General features: G+C 31.1%; 22 protein-coding genes. 3 read left to right on the top strand and 19 right to left on the bottom strand.

The window, feature by feature from the left end; genetic code table 11:
• Nucleotides 1-111: 111 nt before the first annotated feature.
• Nucleotides 112-672 carry a helix-turn-helix domain-containing protein gene (locus Q0409_RS02085; protein ID WP_292787180.1) on the bottom strand — a complete coding sequence of 187 codons (561 nt, stop codon included), beginning with the start codon at nt 670-672 and terminating at the stop codon, nt 112-114.
• Nucleotides 673-1,098: 426 nt separating this feature from the next.
• Between Q0409_RS02085 and Q0409_RS02080 the strand changes: the two genes are divergently transcribed.
• The gene (locus Q0409_RS02080; protein ID WP_298534581.1) at nt 1,099-1,467 is read left to right on the top strand and encodes a hypothetical protein; all 369 of its coding nucleotides are present in this window, start codon (nt 1,099-1,101) and stop codon (nt 1,465-1,467) included.
• A 136-nt stretch (nt 1,468-1,603) separates the two neighbouring features.
• Here the strand turns inward: Q0409_RS02080 and Q0409_RS02075 are convergent, their stop codons facing one another.
• The 16 genes from Q0409_RS02075 to Q0409_RS02000 all read right to left on the bottom strand — a co-directional run bounded on the left by Q0409_RS02075 (nt 1,604) and on the right by Q0409_RS02000 (nt 19,227).
• Nucleotides 1,604-2,977 (bottom strand): MATE family efflux transporter, encoded by a 1,374-nt coding sequence (locus tag Q0409_RS02075; protein WP_298534579.1) that lies wholly within the window; start codon nt 2,975-2,977, stop codon nt 1,604-1,606.
• 209 nt (nt 2,978-3,186) lie between these two features.
• The gene (locus Q0409_RS02070; protein WP_298534576.1) at nt 3,187-4,221 is read right to left on the bottom strand and encodes a TIGR01177 family methyltransferase; all 1,035 of its coding nucleotides are present in this window, start codon (nt 4,219-4,221) and stop codon (nt 3,187-3,189) included.
• 86 nt (nt 4,222-4,307) lie between these two features.
• The gene (locus Q0409_RS02065; RefSeq protein ID WP_298534573.1) at nt 4,308-5,543 is read right to left on the bottom strand and encodes an NAD(P)/FAD-dependent oxidoreductase; all 1,236 of its coding nucleotides are present in this window, start codon (nt 5,541-5,543) and stop codon (nt 4,308-4,310) included.
• A gap of 118 nt (nt 5,544-5,661) precedes the next feature.
• On the bottom strand, nt 5,662-7,308 hold the full coding sequence (locus tag Q0409_RS02060; RefSeq protein ID WP_298534571.1) for a PH domain-containing protein: 1,647 nt from the start codon (nt 7,306-7,308) through the stop codon (nt 5,662-5,664).
• Between the two features lie 293 nt (nt 7,309-7,601).
• Nucleotides 7,602-7,898 carry a putative quinol monooxygenase gene (locus Q0409_RS02055; RefSeq protein ID WP_298534569.1) on the bottom strand — a complete coding sequence of 99 codons (297 nt, stop codon included), beginning with the start codon at nt 7,896-7,898 and terminating at the stop codon, nt 7,602-7,604.
• Between the two features lie 223 nt (nt 7,899-8,121).
• Nucleotides 8,122-8,805: an NADPH-dependent F420 reductase gene (gene npdG / locus Q0409_RS02050; protein ID WP_298534567.1), complete on the bottom strand. Its 684-nt coding sequence runs from the start codon at nt 8,803-8,805 to the stop codon at nt 8,122-8,124.
• Nucleotides 8,806-8,911: 106 nt separating this feature from the next.
• Nucleotides 8,912-9,988 carry an NAD(P)-dependent alcohol dehydrogenase gene (locus Q0409_RS02045; RefSeq protein ID WP_298534565.1) on the bottom strand — a complete coding sequence of 359 codons (1,077 nt, stop codon included), beginning with the start codon at nt 9,986-9,988 and terminating at the stop codon, nt 8,912-8,914.
• A 669-nt stretch (nt 9,989-10,657) separates the two neighbouring features.
• Nucleotides 10,658-11,524, bottom strand: a complete 867-nt coding sequence (locus Q0409_RS02040; RefSeq protein ID WP_298534562.1) for a winged helix-turn-helix domain-containing protein — start codon at nt 11,522-11,524, stop codon at nt 10,658-10,660.
• Entirely contained in the window at nt 11,472-12,350 is an 879-nt protein-coding gene (locus Q0409_RS02035; RefSeq protein WP_298534559.1) for a winged helix-turn-helix domain-containing protein, read from the bottom strand. The genes Q0409_RS02040 and Q0409_RS02035 overlap by 53 nt, the downstream gene beginning before the upstream one ends.
• A gap of 379 nt (nt 12,351-12,729) precedes the next feature.
• Nucleotides 12,730-14,004, bottom strand: coding sequence for a proteasome-activating nucleotidase (locus Q0409_RS02030; protein ID WP_298534556.1), 1,275 nt, complete (start codon nt 14,002-14,004; stop codon nt 12,730-12,732).
• A 320-nt stretch (nt 14,005-14,324) separates the two neighbouring features.
• On the bottom strand, nt 14,325-14,828 hold the full coding sequence (locus Q0409_RS02025; protein ID WP_298534554.1) for a multiprotein bridging factor aMBF1: 504 nt from the start codon (nt 14,826-14,828) through the stop codon (nt 14,325-14,327).
• A gap of 190 nt (nt 14,829-15,018) precedes the next feature.
• Nucleotides 15,019-15,411 carry a DUF356 domain-containing protein gene (locus Q0409_RS02020; RefSeq protein WP_298534551.1) on the bottom strand — a complete coding sequence of 131 codons (393 nt, stop codon included), beginning with the start codon at nt 15,409-15,411 and terminating at the stop codon, nt 15,019-15,021.
• Between the two features lie 324 nt (nt 15,412-15,735).
• The gene (locus Q0409_RS02015; RefSeq protein WP_298534611.1) at nt 15,736-16,962 is read right to left on the bottom strand and encodes a hypothetical protein; all 1,227 of its coding nucleotides are present in this window, start codon (nt 16,960-16,962) and stop codon (nt 15,736-15,738) included.
• 59 nt (nt 16,963-17,021) lie between these two features.
• The gene (locus tag Q0409_RS02010; RefSeq protein ID WP_298534548.1) at nt 17,022-17,519 is read right to left on the bottom strand and encodes a hypothetical protein; all 498 of its coding nucleotides are present in this window, start codon (nt 17,517-17,519) and stop codon (nt 17,022-17,024) included.
• A 272-nt stretch (nt 17,520-17,791) separates the two neighbouring features.
• Nucleotides 17,792-18,931 carry a TIGR04083 family peptide-modifying radical SAM enzyme gene (locus Q0409_RS02005; protein WP_298534545.1) on the bottom strand — a complete coding sequence of 380 codons (1,140 nt, stop codon included), beginning with the start codon at nt 18,929-18,931 and terminating at the stop codon, nt 17,792-17,794.
• Between the two features lie 77 nt (nt 18,932-19,008).
• The gene (locus tag Q0409_RS02000; RefSeq protein WP_298534543.1) at nt 19,009-19,227 is read right to left on the bottom strand and encodes a TIGR04165 family Cys-rich peptide; all 219 of its coding nucleotides are present in this window, start codon (nt 19,225-19,227) and stop codon (nt 19,009-19,011) included.
• Nucleotides 19,228-19,574: 347 nt separating this feature from the next.
• Here Q0409_RS02000 and Q0409_RS01995 point away from each other — a divergent pair, with 347 nt between their 5' ends.
• Both Q0409_RS01995 and Q0409_RS01990 read left to right on the top strand, forming a co-directional pair.
• Nucleotides 19,575-20,354, top strand: a complete 780-nt coding sequence (locus Q0409_RS01995) for an ABC transporter permease (protein WP_298534540.1) — start codon at nt 19,575-19,577, stop codon at nt 20,352-20,354.
• Nucleotides 20,355-20,405: 51 nt separating this feature from the next.
• Nucleotides 20,406-21,665, top strand: coding sequence for an ABC transporter ATP-binding protein (locus Q0409_RS01990; protein WP_298534538.1), 1,260 nt, complete (start codon nt 20,406-20,408; stop codon nt 21,663-21,665).
• Nucleotides 21,666-21,816: 151 nt separating this feature from the next.
• Here Q0409_RS01990 and Q0409_RS01985 read toward each other — a convergent pair whose 3' ends face one another.
• Both Q0409_RS01985 and Q0409_RS01980 read right to left on the bottom strand, forming a co-directional pair.
• Nucleotides 21,817-22,497 (bottom strand): glycosyltransferase family 2 protein, encoded by a 681-nt coding sequence (locus Q0409_RS01985; RefSeq protein ID WP_298534536.1) that lies wholly within the window; start codon nt 22,495-22,497, stop codon nt 21,817-21,819.
• Nucleotides 22,498-22,614: 117 nt separating this feature from the next.
• Nucleotides 22,615-23,586 (bottom strand): NAD(P)-dependent oxidoreductase, encoded by a 972-nt coding sequence (locus tag Q0409_RS01980; protein ID WP_298534533.1) that lies wholly within the window; start codon nt 23,584-23,586, stop codon nt 22,615-22,617.
• Between the last annotated feature and the right edge of the window lie 29 nt (nt 23,587-23,615).

Raw genomic sequence — 23,615 nt, 5'->3', positions numbered from 1 at the left:
TATCACTCTATTTTAATCTAAGCTAATACTCCCCTTGAATATAGCCATTAATCCTTCTTATTTTTTGTTAAATATTCATTATTTCAGTTATTTGTTTATATTCTATTTTAATTACATAATTACAGCTAAAAATTTAGCTTTTTCATCATTTAAAGCAATCATTGCATGTTCACAAGTTGCATCAAAGAATATAGAATCTCCTTCATTTAAAATAATCTCATTGTCTTTAATGAATATTTTAACGGTTCCTTCAAGAATATAGTTAAATTCTTGACCTGCATGTGAATTCAAAGAAGGAATAGCATCTTCTTTAGGATCAACAGTTACAATAAACATTTCAGCTTTTTTATGAACAAATTTCTTACATAAGTTTTCATACTTATATTCTTTCCTTCTGTCAACAGCAAAACCTTTGTCTGCTCTTGTTACATCAAAATAAGTCATACGAGTTTCTTCACCAGTAAGAATCAAAGCTAAATCAACATTGAAAATCTGTGCAATTTGGTATAAGAAACTAGCTGGAATGTCAATAATACCATTTTCATATGAAATATAAGTTTCTTCGTCTACATCAAGTTCTTTAGCAATTTCTTCTGTTGTAATATCGGACAATTCTCTTAATTCTCTAATTCTCATTCCGATATCTTTGTTTACGTCACTCATTTTAACCATCTTTTGATTTTTGTTTTTTAAATTTAAATTGTTTTGTTTTAATAATTTGAACTATGTTCATATATTTAATATAATATATAATACATAGCATTATGTAAATTTGTAATTAAACTAATATAAAGATTATGGTAAAAACTACTTAAAAACTATAAAAAAATAATAAAATTAGAAAATATTGCTTAATTAACTAAATTAAGAAAATTATTCAAGTATTATCAAAATAAAGACTTGATATGGTTATATCTATTGAAATTAAAGAAGAATATTATCTCATTTAAGAAAAATAATAAAGGTGAAAATGATTTTTATAAAAAAGTTTATATTATATAAAACAATAATAATAAACTGAATGAAAAAAATTTTAAAAAATTTACATTATACTGACAAATACATTAAACTAATGACAAAATAAATGGAGGGACTAGTATGATAAATAGAGAAGAATGTGTAATATTTAAACAAGAATACGGAAATGAATTATTAGTTAATCAAGCACACGTAGGAATCAGAACAAAAGAAGATGGAATGATGTCCTTTAACCTCAGAGTTCCTAAAGATCAAATCGATGACATTGAATCATACTTTAAAGGATTTAAAATCCCTGAACCAATTCTCATTGACATTGCATGCACTGGAAATATCCACTGCTACTTTAAGGGAATTTCACCAATAATCGAAAAACCGGATTATTCCTTTATATCAGTGACTGTTCAAGAGTTAAAACAGGAAATAGTCGATGAAGAACAGGAAATCGGTATTCCTGCACATGAATGTGTTGGCTGTGGTTTACACTAGTTCAAGCTTTTTGAACATTTTTAAACCTTAAACCAACTTTACTTTTTTTACTTTTTACTTTTATTACTTGTTACTTTTTTTACTTTTATTACCTTTTTTATTGATTTTTATAATAGTTTAAATAAATTTTCTATCTTTACACAACTGTTTTTTCACACTCTTTTTTAAAGCTTCTCTCATAGAGTTTTATGCAAGCAAATCCAATGAAAGAACCTAAAATCATACCGATTATTGCACCTAAATAAACTCCAAAAATTCCCATTTTAAGTGGAATCGCAAAGATATAAGCAAAGAAAACACTTAATACCAATTCTCTTAAAATGGTCAATGCCAATGACTTGAATCCGGAACCTACACCTTGATAAACATATGCTGCAGTTGCTCCAAATGGTATGAAAAGATTATAGAAAACCATTATCCTAAGGACTTCTGCAGTTCTTGCAATCATTTGAGGATTTCCGTTTATGAAATTGAATCCCTCTGAAATAGGATATGCAAAGACAAAGAATATAGCGCAAATTATCAAGGTTATAATAAAACTTATGAAAGTTGAATAATTGATTGTTGTCTTGAAGTTTTCATAATTTCTAGCACCATATGCAATTCCTGAAACGGTTATTGTAGAGACTCCAATAGCTATGCATGGCAGGAATCCAATGGAAACAAATCTCCATACAACTGTAAAGATAGCCACTTCCATTGTGCCGGCAGTTATGAAAATCAAGTAATTGAAACAAATGGCTACAATTGAATAAATCACCTCTTCACAGCTTGCAGGCAAGCTTACCAAAAGGATTTCCTTATAGATTTCCATTTTTCTGTGATAATATTTTAAGCTTAATTTTATGAAAGTGTCCCTTTTAATCAAATACCAGTAAAGCATCATGAGCAAGTTTGCAAGTGTGGACAATACTGTTGCAATAGCTGCTCCCTTAATGCCCCAATTAAAGTAATAAATGAAAATAGGATCCATTACCATATTCAATATTGCATTGACAACCAAAGGCACTGCAGCTCTTCTAATATCTCCTTCTGCTCTAAAAATACTTGAAACTACTGCTGGAAAGAGTATAATATAACTTGTTAAAAAGATAATCATCCCATAATCCATTGCATAATCAATTACTTCACTGGCTCCAAAGAGAATAAGCAAATCCCTTAAAAAGAAAACACCGATTAACAAAATAAGAATGGATACAATTGATGCAAGTACAATACTGTGAATAGCTGCATTATTGGATTCATCATATTGTTTGGCACCAATCAATCGTGAAATCAGAGAATTGGCACCTGCACCAATTCCTACACCAAAACCAATAATAACCAAGTACAATGGAGACATGAATCCTAAAGCGGCAAGTGGTCCAGAGCCAAGTCCACTTACCCACATGCTGTCAATTAGGTTATTGGCATACATCAATAGCATGGACAATATTGTAGGATAAGCCAATCTATTAATTGCTTTTTTTGGGTCTCCGATTATTGACTCAATATTCTTATTGATTTCCATAAGATTATATTGTGTTCTTATAGTATAAAAAATTAAAAATAGGTAAATAGGATAAGAAGATGTGGAAAGAAAGGAAACATTTGGAAAAATAAAAGAAAATAAATGAAAAAATAAATGAAGAAATGGAAAAATAGAATAAAATAAAAAATGTTTACTATGTTATCTACATAGTAAACTAATTATTAATTAAAAAAATAAAATGATTGAATTTAATGAATTTTAGCTATCACAGAAATGATACGAGTTAAGCTTCTATGCATTTTAATCTCATACCTTTCTAATAATTCGAACCCTACATCATTGAGTAGTGAATCGATATCCAATGTATGTGGACTAGCCATGACTAAAAGTGCATCTTTCTTCATACTGTGTTCAATTGACTGCAAGAATTCACTGAATATTCCAGAAGTGCCTTCACCGCAAGTGGTTGTGGAAATTCCATAAGGCGGATCTGTAACAACTGCATCAACCTCTTCATACATTTCAAGTTCACGGACATCAACAACATGAGTCTTATAGTCTGTGATTCCTGCATATTCCAAATTGGTTGCAGTTCCTTTTTTCATTTTCCAATCAATGTCACAGCCGATTACCTTACATCCAATAAGACCTGCTTCAATAAGTATTCCTCCAGTACCACAGAAAGGATCAAGCACAGTATCACCTTCCTTGACTCTAGCTAAATTAGCCATGCATCTAGCAAGTTTAGGACTCATGCACCCAGGGTGGAAGAAAGGTCTCTTATGAGGTTTCATCTCTTCAAAATACTTCTTATTGAGCTGATACTTACCGAAACATAAATAGACATGACTATGATGTGCTACGACTCTAATGAATGATTTTGGATTGGATAAGTTGACTGAAATATTTTCAGTGCTTGTTAAGATTAAATGGCCTACTCTTCTTTCAGTAGCTACTGTATCTATTTCAGTGCTGAATCTTTTCACTCTAACTGCAAAGTTCTCATCAACATATTCTGACCAGTCAATAGCTTTGACAGCACTGTCCAAGTCTTCATAATCACATTCATCTATCAATTGATGAACCTCATGAGTGTAACCTAACCTTTTTACAAAGATTCTGTAGTAATCATCAAAAACATCTTCATCAAGATTTCTTAATATAACCAATCCTGGACAAACAATCTCCATTTCTGTCTCTATTTCCTCAATTTCCAAAACTGCTCTAAGTTCAGCTAATGGTAGTTTGTCATGTTCCTGTGATAAGATTAACAATAAATCCATTTTTTATCTCCAATTTTTAAATCAATAATAAGTATTTTAATAAGCATAAATTAATTTTTAAATCAATGATAATTATTCAATAAGTATTATAATAACCAAATTTTAGCCAATTCCCTTTTATGAATAGCTGGCAATAATGATAGGACCAAACCTCTTTTCAAGAATTCCTTAACAAGTATTGATTGATTATCCATATCACCATACTCAGATATCAATTTATCTGCTTCCTTTTCTATTAGCTTTTCAAAGAAATAGTCCAAATCATCATCTGACAAAGTGCACAATGTTTTTTGAACCTTAAACTGATAGGAAAATTCCTTTATGAATCTTTCTTCAAAATCCTTTTGATAAGATTTGAGACAATCCTGTAATATCTTGTTGTCATCATGAGTCTCCTTTTCAAGGTTTAAAGAATTGAAATCCTCTGAATTTAAAGCCTTGATAATGGCATTTTTTGCTATTTCAACCGCTTCAAAACCTATTAATAGGCCACCTCCAGTAGTTGGCTTAACCTGTGAAGCAGCATCACCGATAATCAAAGCTCTGTTTTTAAACAGTTTATTTTCCTTATTGTAAATAGGAATCTTGCCCTTATACTTTTCAATTATTTCATACTTTTCATATTGGAAGTCATTCATTAGGAAATCATTTAAGATTTCATTTTGTCTTTTATAATCATAATTTGAAAACAATCCAATTCTAAATATATTTTCACTCACTGGAATTTGCCAAATGAACCCTGGGAATAAATCTCCATATGCGTATAAGTCTACAAAAGACAAATTATTGTTGTCTTCTTCAATTTTAACTAAATATTGGCTTGCACAATAATAATCGAAATCATTCCCAAATGCAGAGGAAACAATTGAAAGAGGGCCGTCTGCACCTACAATAATCTTTGATCTGATGCTTTTTTCAGTTGATTCATTTTGAAATGAGACTTTTCCTCCCATATCATCAATAGCTACAACCTTAGATGACAAATAGGAATGGGCACCGTTTTCAATAGCTCTGTTGTAAAGGAATTGATCCAATGCAACCCTATCGATTATTATAGCTTGGTCTTCTTCTTTAGAAACGCTTAAGCTATGATTTTTACTGTGTAAAACAGCCCCTCTAGCCTTATTCAATATTAATTCATCTGGAAAAGGATTGACATCCAAAACTCTTTTATTGATTATGCCTGCACATTGCAATGGCAATCCTATTACTTTCTTTTTATCTATCAGACAGACATTGATATTCTCTTTAGCCAATTCATAAGCTAAGGTAGAACCAATAGGGCCTGCTCCAATGATAGTGACATCATAATCAAAACTCATAGTTAACCCACATAATTGAAATAAAAGAGTTTATGAAAAACTAAAAATTAACTAAATTAAAAAATATTAAAATAAAAAATTGATAATTAATTTAAAAATTATTTATCAATATAAAAAATTATCTCCTGAATTTTCTGGAATGCTTTTCAAAGAGATCATCTGAAGTTTTGTTTTTATTATCCTTTCCAGACAATTCTGCACCAGATTCATCCCTATAATGATTATGATCATCATAGTGAGAACTTGAATTGTGTCCAGATCTTTTTCTGGATTCTCTAGGACTCATATACTTATAATCTATCTCACCATCACCAGAGTATGCTCTTGTATGATTTGCATCATAATGATTTGAATTGGAGCCATACTGATTTCTTGAATTAGATTTCCTATAACTGTCATTTTGCCTATAATCCCTTTGATTATAACTTTCATGACGATTATCATAATGGTTAGGATTATTATAATTATCCCTTAAAGGTCTTGAATCCTGATATCTATGGGAATTAGCATTACGCCTATCAGAGTAGTCATCATAGTATCTGTCATCATAGCCATCATAGCCATCATAATTTCTATCATAGGCCCTATCATGCCCTCTAGATCCATGATTATAATCATCTCTAAAGCGATTATCATTTGATGGTTGGAATTTAAGGTTATCTCCCATATCATGCATAGCCTGATTTATAGTGGTATCAAACTCAGCATCAGAGATATCTTCATAAATATCTTCATCCTTATTGCTTGAAAATGGATTGAATCTTGAAAGGCCTTTGGATTTCTTTTCTACCTTTTGAGGCTCTTCGTTCTCCGCATACTGATTTCTGCCTTGGATGTAATCATCATAATCTCTTTGAGCATCTAGATTGTTTTGATGGAATTCCTCATAATTGTTTGCAAAGTATTTATCAGGATTTCTTGAATAAGAGTCTTTAATCGCTCCGGAATACTGATGATGATGTGAATCAGGCCTTCTTCTTGAATCATATTGATTATTGAAATTATCCCTAGGAGCCCTGCTTTCCCTATAGTTCCTATCTCTTGAATAATTATCATAATCATAGCTACCATAATCATTATAACTATTATAATCATCATAATAGGAATCATTGGAACCATAAGGAGAATTATAATTGGAATTATAATTTGAGTTATAATTTGGATTGTTTCTGGATTGTTTAGCTTGACGTCTTATTTCCCTAAGCTGTCTTTTACGCTCTTTAGCATCAACCAATTCCAAATCATCTAAATCTTCCATACGTCTATAATGGCCAGGTTCATGATTTGGCCTAATTGGATTGAAATTGGAATTGAAATCATCATCGTAAAAATTGCGAGTTCTTAAATGGGTTCCTCTCATATTCTCGAAGATGATGTCTTCAATCTTCTTAGGGCTGGAAACGTCCTTCAATTCCATATCCTTTCCATCGTAAGCGCTGTATAAGGTTATAGTGCCTACTGAAAATATTTTTCCAAGAAGACTTTGGGAACGGCTTACATCCTGAATAGTGTTAAAAGGCATGTAGTTTTTCTTTTGCAAGAGTATGCCCTTTTCAACAATCACTCTGCTTTCAGTGATTGTATACTTGATTGAAGTCCAGATTAAAAGCTTTAATATGATGTATAGCAATACAATCATTATTAAGATAAACACAGCTATTGCGAAATAGCGTGTCATTGGAACTTTGGTTGATTCAATCAAATAGACATTCATGTTCCCAATGTATTGAATTCCAGCAGAATACAAGAAAAATAAAAATCCCAACACAAACATTGATATTAAAATTCCTTTTGAATAGACAAAAATATTAGGTTGTGCCTCGTATAATATTTTTTCATGAAATTCTTCTTTTTTATCTTTACCAAACATTAGTTTATATTTATAATTTTTATTTTAAATATAGTTTATGTAAAAGAATAGGTTAAAATTGAATAAATCAAGACAAAAAAGTTAAATTAACTTAAAAAAAGTGAAATAATTAAAAAATAAGAATAAAAAAATAAAAGTAATAATAAAAAATAAAAAAAAGAAGAATAAAAATGAAAAAAGGGGAAAAATTAGAGATCTACTGCTTCTGCATTGAAAACATCAATTATTAGATCTTCTGCAACTAAATCTGCAATATTTCCTCCGAATTTAAGGAAATGTTCAGTTTTTAAATGAACTCCTAAAATTTCAATAGATTCCCATTGTTCTACAAACAATAATGTTCCGTCACCAGTATTGCTGTACAAGTTGTAATCTACATTTCCATCTTCTTTTCTTGAGTTTTCAATTAGGTCTTGTGCAAATTCTACAATTTTTTCACAAGCTTCTTCATCCTTTGGGATTGCTTTTGCTAATACGACTATCATAAAATCACCAACTAATAATATGTATTATTTTTATAATTTTTTAGATAAAAAGATATCTAATAAATGGGGATATAAATAGAGAATTGTTCATTTTAAAGTTAAATATATTAGAAAATTATCAATAAGAGGTGAAAATAATTTTCTAAATATTTAACTTTGGTTGAGAAAAACTAATTCAAAAAATTTTTTCTAATAAATTTAGAAATAAAATGGATTAAATAGTTTATTCATCAAATTTTGGAATTCCAGTGATTCTGAGTCCTCCATAATGGGATCTGTATTTAATGTTTAATCCAATAAGGAGTGGGGTGATTTTTTCAATAACTCTTGATTTCTCTAGAATTCCTGTATCAATAGTTCTAACTCCTGGGAGTTTATTGATAAGTTCAGTAGCAATTCCTTTAGCCTCATTATCATCTCCTGCAATCAAACAATCACAATCAATATCATTTGGAATATTGGATAAGTGAGAGTTACTTATATTACAGAACGCACATATTACCTTTGCACCGGTCCCATCTAAGATCTTTGCAGTTCTTTCAGCAGCTGAACCTTCCATTAAGTCAATGAAACGGAATGGTTTTCCACCGATAGCTGTTTCAAGTGGGACTGTTGCGTCAAGGACAATTTTATCAGTACAGAATTCTTTAATTCCTTCAAGTGTAGGTTTTTGAGCTGCAAGAGGCACAGTAAGGATTAAAATGTCTCCTGCTTTTGCTGCATCTTCATTTGCCATCCCTACAATGTTCAAATCATAATCCTTTAGTTCCTCAATTGTTTCTTCTACAACAGTTAAAGCTTTTTCTTCCTTACGGGAACCTACAATAACTTCAACACCTTCAATTGCAAATCTCTTTGCAATTCCTAAACCTTGCGGACCAGTTCCGCCAATTACTGCAACTTTCATTTTTTCCTCCGTAGAATATCTGAAATAATTAGAATAGTTTTAAAAAAAAAGTAATGGAAATCAATCCATTACTTTTTTAACATCCATTTTTAGGCAATTACTGAGCTTAGTCAATGTCTAACATTACAACAGGTTTGATTAAGTCTTTAGGTTTTTCTTTCATCAAGAGTAAAGCATCTTCGATTTTTTCAAGACCTTTGAATTTGTGGGTAACTAATAATTCAGGGTCTTGTCTACCGTATAATGCTAAGTCAGCAAGTCTTTCCATTCTTACTGCTCCACCAGGACATAATCCGTTTTTAATGTTGATGTTGGACATACCGCAACCCCATAGTTCACGTGGGATTAATACATTGTCAGCGCCACTTAAGTAGTTTACGTTGGATACGGTTCCTCCTGCTTTTGCTGAACCGATAGCTTCTTTCCATGTGTTTTCTAAGTTACCACCAGCAATAACTACTGAGTCAACACCTGCACCGTCAGTGAGTTCTCTGACTTGATCATCGATTGCACCGTTTTTGTAGTTGATGATGTCGGTTGCACCGTATTTTTTAGCAACTTCAACAGAAATTGGACGGGTACCTGCTGCGAATAATCTACCTGCACCTAAAAGTTTTGCACCTGCAATAGCGGAAAGACCTACTGCACCAATACCAATAACTAATACAGATCCACCTAATGGAATGTCTGCATTTTCAGATCCCATCATACCAGTAGACCACATGTCGGTTAACATTACAGCAGCTTCTTCTGACATTCCATCTGGAATTAAGGTTAAGTTTGCATCAGCCATGTTTACATGGAATCTTTCACCGAATACACCGTCTTTGAAGTTAGAGAACTTCCAACCACCGAGAGGTTCCATAGTTTGTGATGGGTATCCTCTTTGAGCTGCTTCATCGTCCCAGTCAGGGGTAATAGCAGGTACAATTACACGGTCACCAGGTTTGAATTTTTTAACCATGCTACCTACTTCAACAACTTCACCAACAGCTTCGTGACCTAAGATCATGTCTCTTCTGTCACCGATTGCACCTTCCCATACAGTGTGAATATCTGAAGTACATGGGGATACACAAGTTGGTTTAATGATTGCGTCCATTGGTCCACATTCAGGTACTTCTTTTTCTACCCAACCGATTTCATTGAGTCTTTTCATTGCAAATCCTTTAAAAGTTGCCATTTCTTTCACCTCAAAAAAATTAGAAGAATTTATAAAAAACCTATTTTAAAAAAGGATCCGTGTTAAAATTTTAAAAAAACAGTCCAAAATCTTAAAAAATCAAGATTTAATACTGTTATAAACCATTATTTTCTAAAAAAACATAATGAAATTAAGTTAATTTAGAAACAAATAGATTTAATATAAATACTTTCTGAATAAAGATTTAAAATCTACCATATATAAAATTTACTATTTTTTTATAGATTAAATTCAAATTAAAGGAATTATATTGAATTAATAAGAAAAATAAGCTCAAATGATAATTTTTCATTCAAATGATAAGAAAATAAATTCATATCGAAAAAATGATAAAAAAAGTAAAAATCATAATTCCATAAGAAATTCATAAAACAAAAATGAAAAAATAAATTCTAAATAAAAAATAAAAATCATGCCAAAAAATTTATCCATAAGAAAAAAATTTTAAGAATAAAAATTAAAATCAAAGGAATGATAAAAAAACAAGTCAATGAAAAAAATTTTGATTGATGATGAAAAATTATTAGAAAAATGGATTTTTTCTAGATTATTAAAATAAAAAGAAGTAAAAAGAGTGAAAAAAGAAGTAAAAAGAGCGATAAAAGAAGTAAAAAAAAAATAAAAAAAGAGTAAAAACAATAGATATGATTATTTTAATATATCTTCCTTGAAATACCTATAGAACCTATAAGCATCATTCAAATCAGATTTATCTTCTAATAAAAGCATTTCAGAGTTATCAAATACCACATCATCAAAGAAAAGGAATAATGATGCAAAAACATCTGAAACTGTGAAGAAGATATTTGGCAAATCATCCACTATAAAGAAATTAATTTTTTTATCTCTTACCAATGCCTTTATGATATTTTCTGAATCAGATTTGACAACTAAATCATAAATGTTTTTAGTGGTTATTATATCCAAATACCCATCATGATTGATTAATGCTTCAGCAATAGCATCCATAAAAATCTTAGAGAAGACAGGCAAGATGATACAGATATATGTGGAATTCTTAATATTATCCAAGTATACATTAATAGGTTTAGCAAATTCAGTGATAGTTGATTTAACTATTGAAGCTCCATTAAATACAGACAATTCCTTTAAAAATTTATTCGGAATGGATTTTATAGAATGATTTTCCCAGAATTCCCCATTAGTATCAACAGCTTCCATGTTATACATTAGATTTTCTAGATTCTTTGCAAGCAAAAAACCGATAGATGATACTGAATACAACTTATTTGAAAACTTTTGAATTAATTTGCAGGATTTCAATTCATTCAAACCTCTGGAAATATTACCAGGTTTTCTATTAAACTCAGATTCCAATTCCTTTATTGTTTTGCTGGACTCATATAAACTAAACAATAACTTCAATCTTAACTCAGAAGTGACAATGAACTTCAATAAGTTAAAATCATCCAAATCATTTATTCCATCAAAGTAGTCAGACTTAATAACTATCCCCCCTGCCATTAGGATATATGAGGTCTTCAAGTGAAACATAATCCCCGCATAACTCTTCATATTCCTCAAAAAGTTTCAAACCAAATTTTATAGCTTCTTGATTGGTGGAAACCAATACACTATTTTGATTGAACTGATGATTTTTAGTATAAAAAGCTGCAACAAAACATTTATCTGAAACTGTGAAGGCAAATTCAATATTATGATCGTTAGGTTTCAATTTGACAAATCTATTTTTAATTCCGGGACTTTTTGGCACATAATCTATAATGAAGTTTTTTACAGCTTCAGAAACTTCATCCGGAAGTATCAATTCAACAGTACAGTCATTATCGACCCAATAGCTAATGATATCATCATGTTTTGGATGGAAATAAGGAAAAATGCCTTTTAAAAATTTAAAGCCCATTAAGGAACGTTGAAAAGTCTCAGTAGCTTTGAATAAATCAACATTATTGGATTCAATTATTTCAGAACCCTCAAGGGATGACAAATCTTTTATTGCATCAATATGAATATCTATAAGAGATTGATTGAGGAAGTCTGATTTTTCTCTTAAAAACTTAGCAGATTTGTTAAAATAGAGAATATCAGTTAATTTCAACCTTGTTTTATTATACAAATAAAACTTTTCTTCTATATTGTAAATAAACTTTTTTTGCTCTAGCTTATTGATATTATCAAGAATTGAACTGTAACTGTAACCTGTTTTCTCTTCAATCTGCTTTATTGAAGCGCCTGAATTAAATAAACAGCCTAAAATTTTTAAACGAATCTCAGAGTTTATTAAAAACCTGATGTCATCTTGAAATTCAATAAAATTTTCTTCCAGATATAGATTTGACAAATTCATACCTCCTTCCATTCTTATTGATATTTATATAGCAAAATATATTTAAACTTTTTAATTGTTTAATAATATAAAAATAAACACTTAATTGTATAAAGTATTTTTGAAAAAAATGGACAATTAATTAAAAAAAAAAATCAGCCCAAAAATGAAAAATGAATAAAAAAATGAAAAATGAGTGAAAAAATGAAAAATGAGTGAAAAAATTATAAAAATTAATAAAAAATAGAAAAATGAAATGGCCTCAGATCGCCCATCATTCATCACGTATCAGAGCTCATAGGGTTCATCACAGGCCATTTAATGATTATGAAAATATAAGAAATAAAATTAAAATTAATAAAAACTTTAAAATTAATAAAAAAAATTAAAAAAATGAAAAGTAAGTTCGAAATTATCCGAACATTACTCCACCATTGTCATCTAATTGGGCTTCTTTATTTTTACCTAAGATCTTGTTGATAGCATCCTCAAAGTCTGCCATAATGATATGGTCTCTTTCTTCACGGATAGCAAACATACCTGCTTCTGTACAGATAGCCTTTAAGTCTGCACCAGCGAATCCTTCTGTAAGAGCCACTATATCATTAAGATCAATGTCAGAAGCCAAATTCATTTTCTTGGTGTGGATTTTGAGAATTTCAAGTCTTCCTTCTTCATTTGGAGCTGGAACTTCAATGAATCTGTCGAATCTTCCAGGTCTGAGCAATGCTGGGTCTAAGATATCAGGTCTGTTGGTAGCACCAATGATACCAATATCTCCACGGGATTCGAAACCATCCAATTCTGCAAGCAATTGCATGAGAGTTCTTTGAACTTCCCTGTCTCCACTGGTGGAACTTTTAAGTCTTTGTGCTGCCACTGCATCAAGCTCGTCAATGAAGATGATACTTGGTGCCTTTTCCTTAGCAAGCTCAAACACTTCTCTAACCATTCTTGCTCCTTCACCAATGTATTTCTTAACGAATTCAGAAGCAACAACCTTAATGAATGTTGCATTGGTTTCGTTAGCCACTGCCTTTGCAAGCAAGGTCTTACCAGTTCCTGGAGGACCGTACAATAGAATACCTTTAGGTGGGTCAATACCGACCTTTTCAAACAATTCAGGGTGTTTTAAAGGTAATTCTACAGTTTCCTTAACTTCAATGATTTGATCATCCAAACCACCAATAACATCATAGGTTACATCAGGTTTGGCGTCAATTTCCATACCGGAAACATTTGCATCCTTTTCAGAAGGCAATACTTCAACAACACCAAAGGTCTGTTGATTTAAAGCTACTCTTGAACCGGGTTTCAATAACTTTTCATCCAAGAACTTTGAATAGTTAATGAGGAAACTTGGTCCAGTACTGCTTTTTACAGTCAATCTTGAATCATCAATGACTTCAGTAATGGTAGCCAATATAAGTGGAGGTGATCTGAATCTTTCAACTTCACCTCTTAATGATTTTAACTCTCTTTCTAAACGAATCTTTTCATTTTCAGTTAGAATCTTGTCTTTTTCAAGCTTTCTAACCTTCCACATGAGATTACGTTTGGTTTTTGTATTTTCTGCTTTTAGCAAGTCAAGTTCTTTTTGAAGTTCTTCAACAGTTTTAGGCTCATCTACTTCTTCTATTTTAGTAGGGCTTGGGATATTTTGAACTTCATTTGGAGAATCTTCCATAATATACTCCTCCTTTAGATTAGTTATTATCAACATAAATTTTAAATTTAGTTTTCAAATGTACTAACTAATTTCATATCATAGTTTTACAACAATTTTACATATTTTAAGATAGATTTGAGATTATAATAATTGTTATATATCATAATTCCATTTAAATCTAAATATTCGTAGATTATAAAATAATTTATACATAGTAATATATAAAGTTTTTCTTAATTTAAGTAAGAAAAATAATTCCATAAAAAATTCATCTAAAAAATGGATAAAAAATAGACTATAAATCATGAAAGAAATGAAATGAAAACATTGTAAAAGGATTATTTCCTTTTGATCTTTACAATACTTCCTAATGTATTTGGACCTGATGCAGAACTTTTAAATGATTCCAAATCCATTTCATCATATTTTTCAATAATGGTAATGCCCAAAGTCTTTTCGAACTTTTTAGCTAATTTAATGTCCGGTTCCATCTTTCCTGATTCGATTCTGTTGATTACTGAAACCTTTTCATACATCTTAGCTCCTAATTCTTCTCTGGTCCAACCCTTAGATTCCCTTGCCTTTCTGATTAATACATTATAATCTTCTACAAGCTCATCCATAGGTTCTTCTCTGCGTCTTCTTTGAACATTCTGCCTGTTTGCTTTAGGTCTTTGAGGATTTCCATTTTTGTTTCTTGAAACAAATTTCCTCTCAAGAGGAGTGTCCTTTTGAACTCTACCGAATTTAGAACATTCCTTGCAAACTTCTAAAACTGAACCATCTATTTTTGTTCTTATAGGCCTGCCTTCTATAGGTTTACCACATATTTCACAATTCATGTTTAAATATATGATTTTTGAATTATATAATGCTTTTTAATTAATTCTAATAAGCTATTTACCAAGTTAACTGAAAAATAGATGATGGAATGAAAAATAGACATTGAAAATTAGGATTATAAAATAAATTAAAAAAGAAATAGCTAAAATAGTGGAAAATATCAAAAAATAGTAAATGGATTAGACTAATCTATTCACTCTTATTAGCCTTATAATCCTTCATTTGGGTTGATTGCTTTTTGCCAGAGTAATATCCTCTGAATACTTTTGCATCATTTAAGGACTTATTCAATTCCTTATAATCATCATAATCATTGCTGATTACAACAATATGAGCTGGAGGATGGATCTTTTTGATTTGAACAATTGCAGTTGCAGTGTCTTCCTTTATACGAAATGCAGTAGCCACTTTTGATTTGGTCCTTAATGGAGCCTTCAAGATGTTTTCAACAATTTTATCTGCATATTTCGCATCAATCTTTTTAGGTTTTGTAGTTAAATTTAAATTTGCATGTCTTTCAACATCTGCAATCGCATTAAGAATTTTTGAATTGTTTTCTCCTCTAATCAATACCAAAGCCATATTATCCCTAGAATCATATAATAAAAAATAAAAAAATGATTTACATTATTTAAAAATCTATATATTAATATTAGATTTTTTTATTTAAATATATTACTATTAAAAACTAATTAAACTTGAAAATAAACAAGAATATTAAAAATTTTGAATAAAAACTAACAAATATTTAAAAAAACTGAATAATAAATAAATTTAATTAAATAAATAGAAAAATAGATAAAAAACAGTAGAATTAATGAACAAAAATTTGAAAAAAAATATAGCATATGAAGAAAAATAAAAAGTTAAAAAAAAATAAAAAAAGAAAATTGGTTAAAAACCAATTTAAGATACACGATCTCTGAATGATTTCAATAATCTTGTTCTAAATACAACCAAGACTATTAAAACAAACCCGATTGCTGTTTGAATAGAACCTAAAATAGTAAGCACAATGGAATTGATAGGTAAATTCCATGCAGGAGAAGTTCTACCATTAGGCAACGGATTATAGTACACACCTACAGCACGGACATCAGGCTTAACGTTTAAATCGCTAGGTTCCACATAATCTACCCCAACGATAAGACCGTTATTGATACCCTTATTGATCGATCCGGCTATTGTCGATGCATTATAACCATACTTCTTGACTGATGCTTTTACTACCTCACGGGTAATGTCGGACAAACCGGCTTTTTCACTTCCATAAACAGAAACAGAAACAGAATCCTTGGATATTGTAATCTCATTAATCAAAACATCTGTAGCTGAACGGACTTCCAGTTCATGATTACAGATTGGACAAACGTTATAGTTTTCTGCATCAGGGTATCCGGTAGCCCAACCACAGTCTAAACATACTTTAGAGTAATTTTCATCCATAGGATAACCTGTGGTGTTTACTTCTTTCGGTACGAACATGTCTCCAGTACTGATTAATGATACGAGGTTCACTGCACCCCCACCGTATTTCTCACCAGAATCTCTAGCCACTTCTTCCATAGCTTTTCCGACGATATAGGCAGCAGGATATCCATCCCTAATCATCTTTCCGATGTTCACTGCAGTTTCTCTACGTACACGATCTGCAGTACCCATCTTAGGGTTACCTTGACTGTTCCTTAAGTGAATGATAGCTCCTTTAGAGCCTTGAGGTAATTGCACTACTCCACCTTCATGGTGAGTGATTCTGACTGTTCCGTCATTATCCACTACAACAAGATAAGCATTGAAACTTCCTCCAATAGCTGCTCCCATTGAAGGACCTCCAATAAGCAAACGAATACCTTCAAAACCACCAGCCAAAGCTACGGCAGATGCAGGACTGGAACCATGTTGCATAGCTCCAAGAGCATCAATAATCGCATAGTTCCTTTCTGTACCGTTACCTTCACCCCCGGAAAGAACTGCATATCCATCATTCTTTGACATAAGGAATGAAGATTGGAACATGTTGTTTGCAAAGGACATACTTCCCGCAGCAGCACCGTTAGGGTCTTCACCGCTTGGATCAGTAATAACAATTACGTTACAAGTAGCTGAAGCAGCAGCCATTACTGAAAAGAGCATTAAAACTAAAAATACTAAACCTATGATTCTATTAGACTTTTTACTCAAATTTTAACCTCCTATCCAGCAATACTATAATTATAAACACTTGTTGATTTTTCTAGACTTGAACTATCACTAGAAGTAGTTTTATTACCTGTAATATTAATGGTTGAGAAATCTTCGATAACAGTTACAGTAACAATACCAGTGTCTCTGTTTACACTAACATCCGCACCCGCAATAGGGGCGATTTTAGTACCTGGAATTGTTGATCTTCGAACGAATTTCTCTGCATTTGCCTCGGCCTCAGTCACGGGCAGCTCCCGTATGGATGTCTTAAGGATATCTCCATCAATATAACTGCCTTCTCTTAAACCAGAGTTCTGAACATTATAACGAATACTGTCAATAGGAACTATATCATTTCCCTTAACGATGATACCTGCAATAGGCACACCTTCAGCGACTTCAGCAGAGGATGCATATGCTACATAGATAATCAATCTACCACAAACAATTAAGATAAAAGCCAATAATAAAATTATTAAAGTATCTCTCCTAATTTTTAAAAACATAACATGCCTCTATAAATATAAATTAAGTTATAAAAACTTTTCAAATAAAATATAATTAATTAAAATTATCATATTTTCTCTACGATTCAAAAGAATCGCAAATAAAGTATAATATAAATATTTATTTAATTTACATATTATTAATAGTTAACTATAAAAAGGGTTTGTAGAATAATAAAAAGAGTTAAAATAAGTTAATATAAGAAAAGAAAATAAAAATAGAAAACATAGAAAAAAAATAAAATAAAAGAATAGAAAAAGTAATTTAAAAATTACATTTTAGTCATTAAATCCATTATTGAAAATGGCTCTCCTTCTTTTCTAACTCTTGGAGCTCCACCAAATGCTGCCATAGCATGTTTCTTGAAGTCTTCATTGGCTTTTTTAGAGACTTCACCAAAGATCATCTTATAAGCTTCACATTGAGGGTCTACAGCTCTTGGAGATTGGGTAGCAACTATTCCATTATAAGGACATCCGCCTCTGCAGAATTTAATGAACTTGCAATCTGCACAGTCCTCATCAACAAAACTCTTGAATTCCATTAGTTTTTCCCAAGCTTCAGATTTCTCCAAATCTTCCATGGATGGCTCATCGTATACATTTCCCATAATGTACTCATCCATTCCAACAAAACGGTAGCAAGGGTAAATGGAACCGTCATGACCAACAGCAAGGGTAGTTCCCATACAGTCATTGAAAGTACATAATGTTCCTACTCTTCTAAGACTGCTTTTTGCAATATGGTCCAAATCCATAATGACAAACTTATCCAAATCGTATAGGTACTTTTCTAACCAATCGATTAACAATTTTCCATGTTCCTCTTGAGGAAGTGCCCATGGATCTGCATTATCTCCACGCAATGATGGCAATGCAGCATGAATTTTCAAGTTCAATCCGTTTTCCTTAAAGAAATCATAAATCTCATCTGAGAAATCCTTGGAATATGAAGTGAATGTGCAGACAAAGTTGATTTGTATGCCATTATCAGTAGCTAACTTAACTGATTTCATGGTTTTATCAAAGTATCCTTCACCTCTTTGATAATCATTGATTTCCTTAGGACCATCAATGCTTGTACTGATAGCAATATTATATTTTGAGAATAACTTAGCCATATCCTCATCTAATAGCCATAAATTACTTTGTAGGGAAAAACCTTCAGTTTCATGGGTAGTTGCATCATTAAGCAATGGAAGTGCCTTTTCATAGAATTCATAACCTGCAAGCAATGGCTCTCCACCATGGAAGGTGAAATGTACAGGTTCGTCTCTAAAATTAGCTAACCATTTGACAATCTGATTTATGACATCAATATCCATTAATTCTGCATTTTCTTCAGAACCCCAACAATAGGCACAGTTGGATGGGCATCCTAAAGTTGGTATGATCATTACATGAAAAGTCATTTTATCCCTCAAAAATAAATTTTAAAAAGAATGAAACTATTGAAAGCAATTGATTTTAATTATCTAATAGAAAATTATTATAATTTTTTATTTAATTCACCGATGAGGTCCTTTTTAATAGTTTCCTCTTCTGATTTTTCCTTATCATTACCGGTTTCAAAAACATATCCGCAATTGTCACATTTGAATTCCTTTAATTCAGCATGTGCGTGATGATTATCAATGAATCTCCTGTGAGCAGTCTTATCAGTAGAACCGCATTTAGGACATTTTGCAATTAAATCTTCAAATTTCATTTTTATCTCTCCTAAATCTTTTTAAGTATAATTTTATTATAATTTTATTATAATTTTATTATAATTTTATTATAATTTTATCATAATTTTAATTTGATACTATAATATTGTTTGTCATTATTAATATAATTTAATTTAAATTTTAAAATTTTATAATCCCTATTTTAAAATACTGGTCAAAAAACAATAATAATCTACAATTGAATAGTATTATTTAATTAGTTTAAAGACAGTATTATTAATAAATCTCTTAAATAAAAATAAATAAACTTATATAATTAATTTAATAAATTAAAATTATATTACTTAATTTATAATTAACTTAACTTTAATAATAGGTAACAACTATGACTTTAGATATGCTGAAAAAAGGGAGTAGTGAAAATTTCCTTCTAAAACAGATCATCAAGAGAAACTTCACTACCAAATATAAAGATTCTGTATTAGGAATTCTTTGGAGTTTTTTAAATCCATTGATTACAATGGTATTATTAACAGCTATATTTTCCACCTTTTTTACAAAAAGTATTGAGAACTTCCCAGTTTACTTTATGGCTGGACGTTGCGTAATCGATTTCTTCAATAGTGGAACAAAAATAGCTATGACCTCCATTAAACGCAATAGAAGTATTTTGCAAAAGATTTTCATTCCAAGATACATATTTGCTATTGGAGGAATCTGTTCAGAATTTTTAAACTTTTTGATGTCTTTAATCGTTATGATAGCGATTATGATTGTAACTGGCGCTCCATTTTATGCGATGGGACTCTTTGCAGTTATTCCAATTGCAACCTTAGTTATCCTAATCACTGGAGTGGGATTGATTTTAGCTATTGTATGTACAAAATTCACAGACATTGAATACTTATACAAAATCTTTACAAGCTTATTAGTATACGCATGTGCAATATTTTATCCAATGGACATTGTTCCACAGCCTATTAGAGGATATATGGAACTAAATCCAGTTTATGGAATCATTGCTCAATTCAGGGAATTCGTAATGTATGGAAGATTCCCATCACAAACCATTATGTTAACAACAATTATATTTTCAATAGTCATCTTTATTATTGGAGTATTAGTATTTAGAAAATATCAAAACAAGATCACTTTAGAGTTATAAAAAGAATTTAAAAACAAATTTTGATTGAAAAAAGATTAAGGAGAGAAAAATATGAATGAAACAAACAGTAAGATTGAAACAAAGATAGTGCCATCTATTCATAACACATTCTCTCTCGAAGCATACCTAAAAACAGCTGAAGATGCTTCTTTAAGCAATCAAAAAATAAAATGTAATACTTATAAATTAGATGGTGAATTCATCAACTCCCATCAATACATAACTGATGATGCAGGTAAGTTTGAAGTTTCCTTTGACTCTGACAATGACTTGAAGATTGAACTTATTTTTGATGGTAGCGAAGAGTATGAAAAGACTGAACTCACTACTTTCTTCTTAAAGGAATCTGAAGAGGAAAAGAAAAGAATTGAAGAAGAGGAAAAACAAAAGGAACTTGAAGCAAAAAGACTTGCTGAAGAAAAAGAAAAAGAAGAGAAAGCACTTAAAAGAAAGCAAAACAAGGAAAGAAAGGCTAAATTATTAGAGGAATATAACAATAACCAAAGTTATCTCCAAACCACTGGTGATGACAATGTTGCTATCGAACTAAGAAATGTCAGCCTAAGCTTTAAGATAGGAAATGATAAGATAGACAACCTTAAGGAATATGTTATCAGGACCTTGAAGAGAAACAAGGAAAAGAAAACCATTTTTAAAGCTACTGATGATGTGTCCTTTAAAATCTACAAAGGCGAAAAGGTAGGTCTCATTGGATACAACGGTGCTGGAAAAAGTACTCTTTTGAAAATCATTTCTGGAGTTTACTCGCCTGATGAAGGTGATGTGATCATCAACGGTAACATTGCTCCTTTATTATCCTTAGGTGCTGGATTTGATAAGAACTACTCTGGAAGAGAAAACATATTCCTGAATGGTGCTATTTTAGGATATGATGAGAAATTCCTTAGAGAAAAGTATGATGAAATCTTGGAATTCAGCGAACTTGGAGATTTCATAAATCTTGCAGTTAAGAATTACTCTTCTGGTATGCTTTCAAAGCTTGGTTTTTCAATTGCTACAATAGTGGATCCAGATATTCTAATTCTTGATGAAGTATTAGGTGTAGGAGACATCACTTTCAGGAAGAAAAGTAAGGAAAAGCTCAAATCATTGATGGAATCCAACACTACTGTATTGCTTGTATCTCACTCCATTCCAGAAATCCGTTCCATTTGTGATAAGGCAATCTGGATTGAAAAGGGAAAAGTCCGTGAGATTGGAGAAGTAAATTACATTTGTGATAAATATACAAAAGAAGCTAAGAATGCAAGCAAAGAAAAAACCAAAAAACTAAAACCACAAAGGTTCTAATTTATTTCATCTAATTTAAAATAGCTTTCATAGCTATTTTTATCTATTTTTTATTAAAAAACTAAAAAAAAGTTATTTTTAAATTTTATCTATTTTTTAAAAGTATTTTTTAAATTTACCTATTTTCTAAATTAAAACTATTAAAAAAAGACTATCTTTTAAAAGTTCTGAGAACTTTATCTTTGGTGATATTGAATAAAACACCTACACCATGAGTTATTGGGTCTTTTGTAGATCCATCCAAATCATAGCGAACTGTTATAGGAATTTCAACTATTTTCAATCCTGATTCTGCTGCATCAACAAGCATTTCACTTTCAATTCCAAAGCCTGTATCCTTAAATCTGAAAACATTTTTGGATTTAGGAGAAAATGCTCTAAAACCGCTTTGGGAATCTGTTACCTTAGTTCCTGCAGAGATATTTGTGGCAATATCCAAGACCTTTTGTCCAACTCTTCTGTAAGCCGGAGTGTTTTCTTCAGGACCATTCATATACCTGCTTCCATTCACCAAATCTGCCCCATCCTCAATGATAGGCCTTACTAAATCAGGAATCTCTGAAGGATTATGCTGGCCATCACCATCTATTGTAATGATTATTGAATCATCTCCAATAGCTTTAAAACCTGATTTCAATGCTTCTCCCTTACCTAAATTAACGCTATGCTTTATTACTCTAGCACCCGCTTCAACAGCTACTTCAGAAGTCTTATCACTGCTTCCATCATCTACAACGATAACCTCATCAACATGCTCTAAAGTTTTGCCTATGACATCAGCTAAAGCCTTTTCCTCATTGTATGCAGGTATGATAGCCACTACATTTGCCATTTTATCACTTGAAAAAATAATTAATAAATTATGGAATTTTAAACAACTAAAAAATAGTAAAAAATGATTAAAATTGATTAAAATTGATTAAATTGCTTATAAAATTGAGATTAATAATTAATCTTCAATCCTATAATACCATTTCATCCATTCTACAGTTCTTCTTATTCCCTCTTTAGGGTCAACTTTCGGATCATGCTTTAAGTCACGAATAGCTTTGGAAAAGTCAATGGTCTTGACCTTTGTAGTGAATGCTTCAGCAGGAGTGTAAGTAACTAAAGAGTCATCTATTCCTACAGCTTCCAATACCAAGTCGGAATACTCTTCAATGGTCATTTCCCATTCCTGTTTACTTCCAACATTGTAAACTTCACCAGGAATGAAGTTATCTACAATATTTGCAAAGGTATTTGCAGTGTCTTCAACATAATCAATAATTCTCTTATGGCCTTTATGAACTGAATAAGGCAATCCATGAAGGGCTTTGTAAATAAAAATAGGAATGAATCCTTTATATGGAGAATAAGCTTCATGAGGACCATAACAGTTTACAGGACGTACTCTTACGGTTTCAGTTCCAAACATGGTTGCGGAGTTCATGCACATCAATTCTCCAGCCCATTTGGAAATTGCATAGTCATTCATTTGATAAGTGTCTTTAATTGGCCTGTTTTCCATTACATCTTCAGTCATGATTCCTTCATAATCACCGTAAACTTCAGCAGATGAGAATGAAATCATTCTGAATCCTAATTTCTCTTGAAGACGGATCATGTTCTTTAAACCGATTACATTGGTTTCCCAAAGGTTTTCATAATATCCTTCACCATTCCATCTTCCATATTCAGCAGCTAAGTTGTAGACATAATCGAACTTTTCATTATCATCAAAGATCCTTTCCATTTGACGATAATTACGAATATCCCCTCTAACATAGTCAGAATAGGAATCGGAGTATAAGTCAGCCTCATCTTCATGATGCAATAAGTCAACTGACAATACTTCATGACCTCTGCTTCTAAGTTCATTTACAAGATTAGTTCCTATAAATCCTGCTCCTCCAGTTACCATAATTCTTTGAGTTTCCATAAAAAACACCTTTTTATCAAATAAATATC

Source organism: uncultured Methanobrevibacter sp. (genome assembly GCF_937898925.1).
Taxonomy (GTDB): Archaea; Methanobacteriota; Methanobacteria; order Methanobacteriales; family Methanobacteriaceae; genus Methanobrevibacter.
Note: the sequence above shows the minus strand (reverse complement) of the source record. Positions and strands in the feature narration are given on the sequence as shown.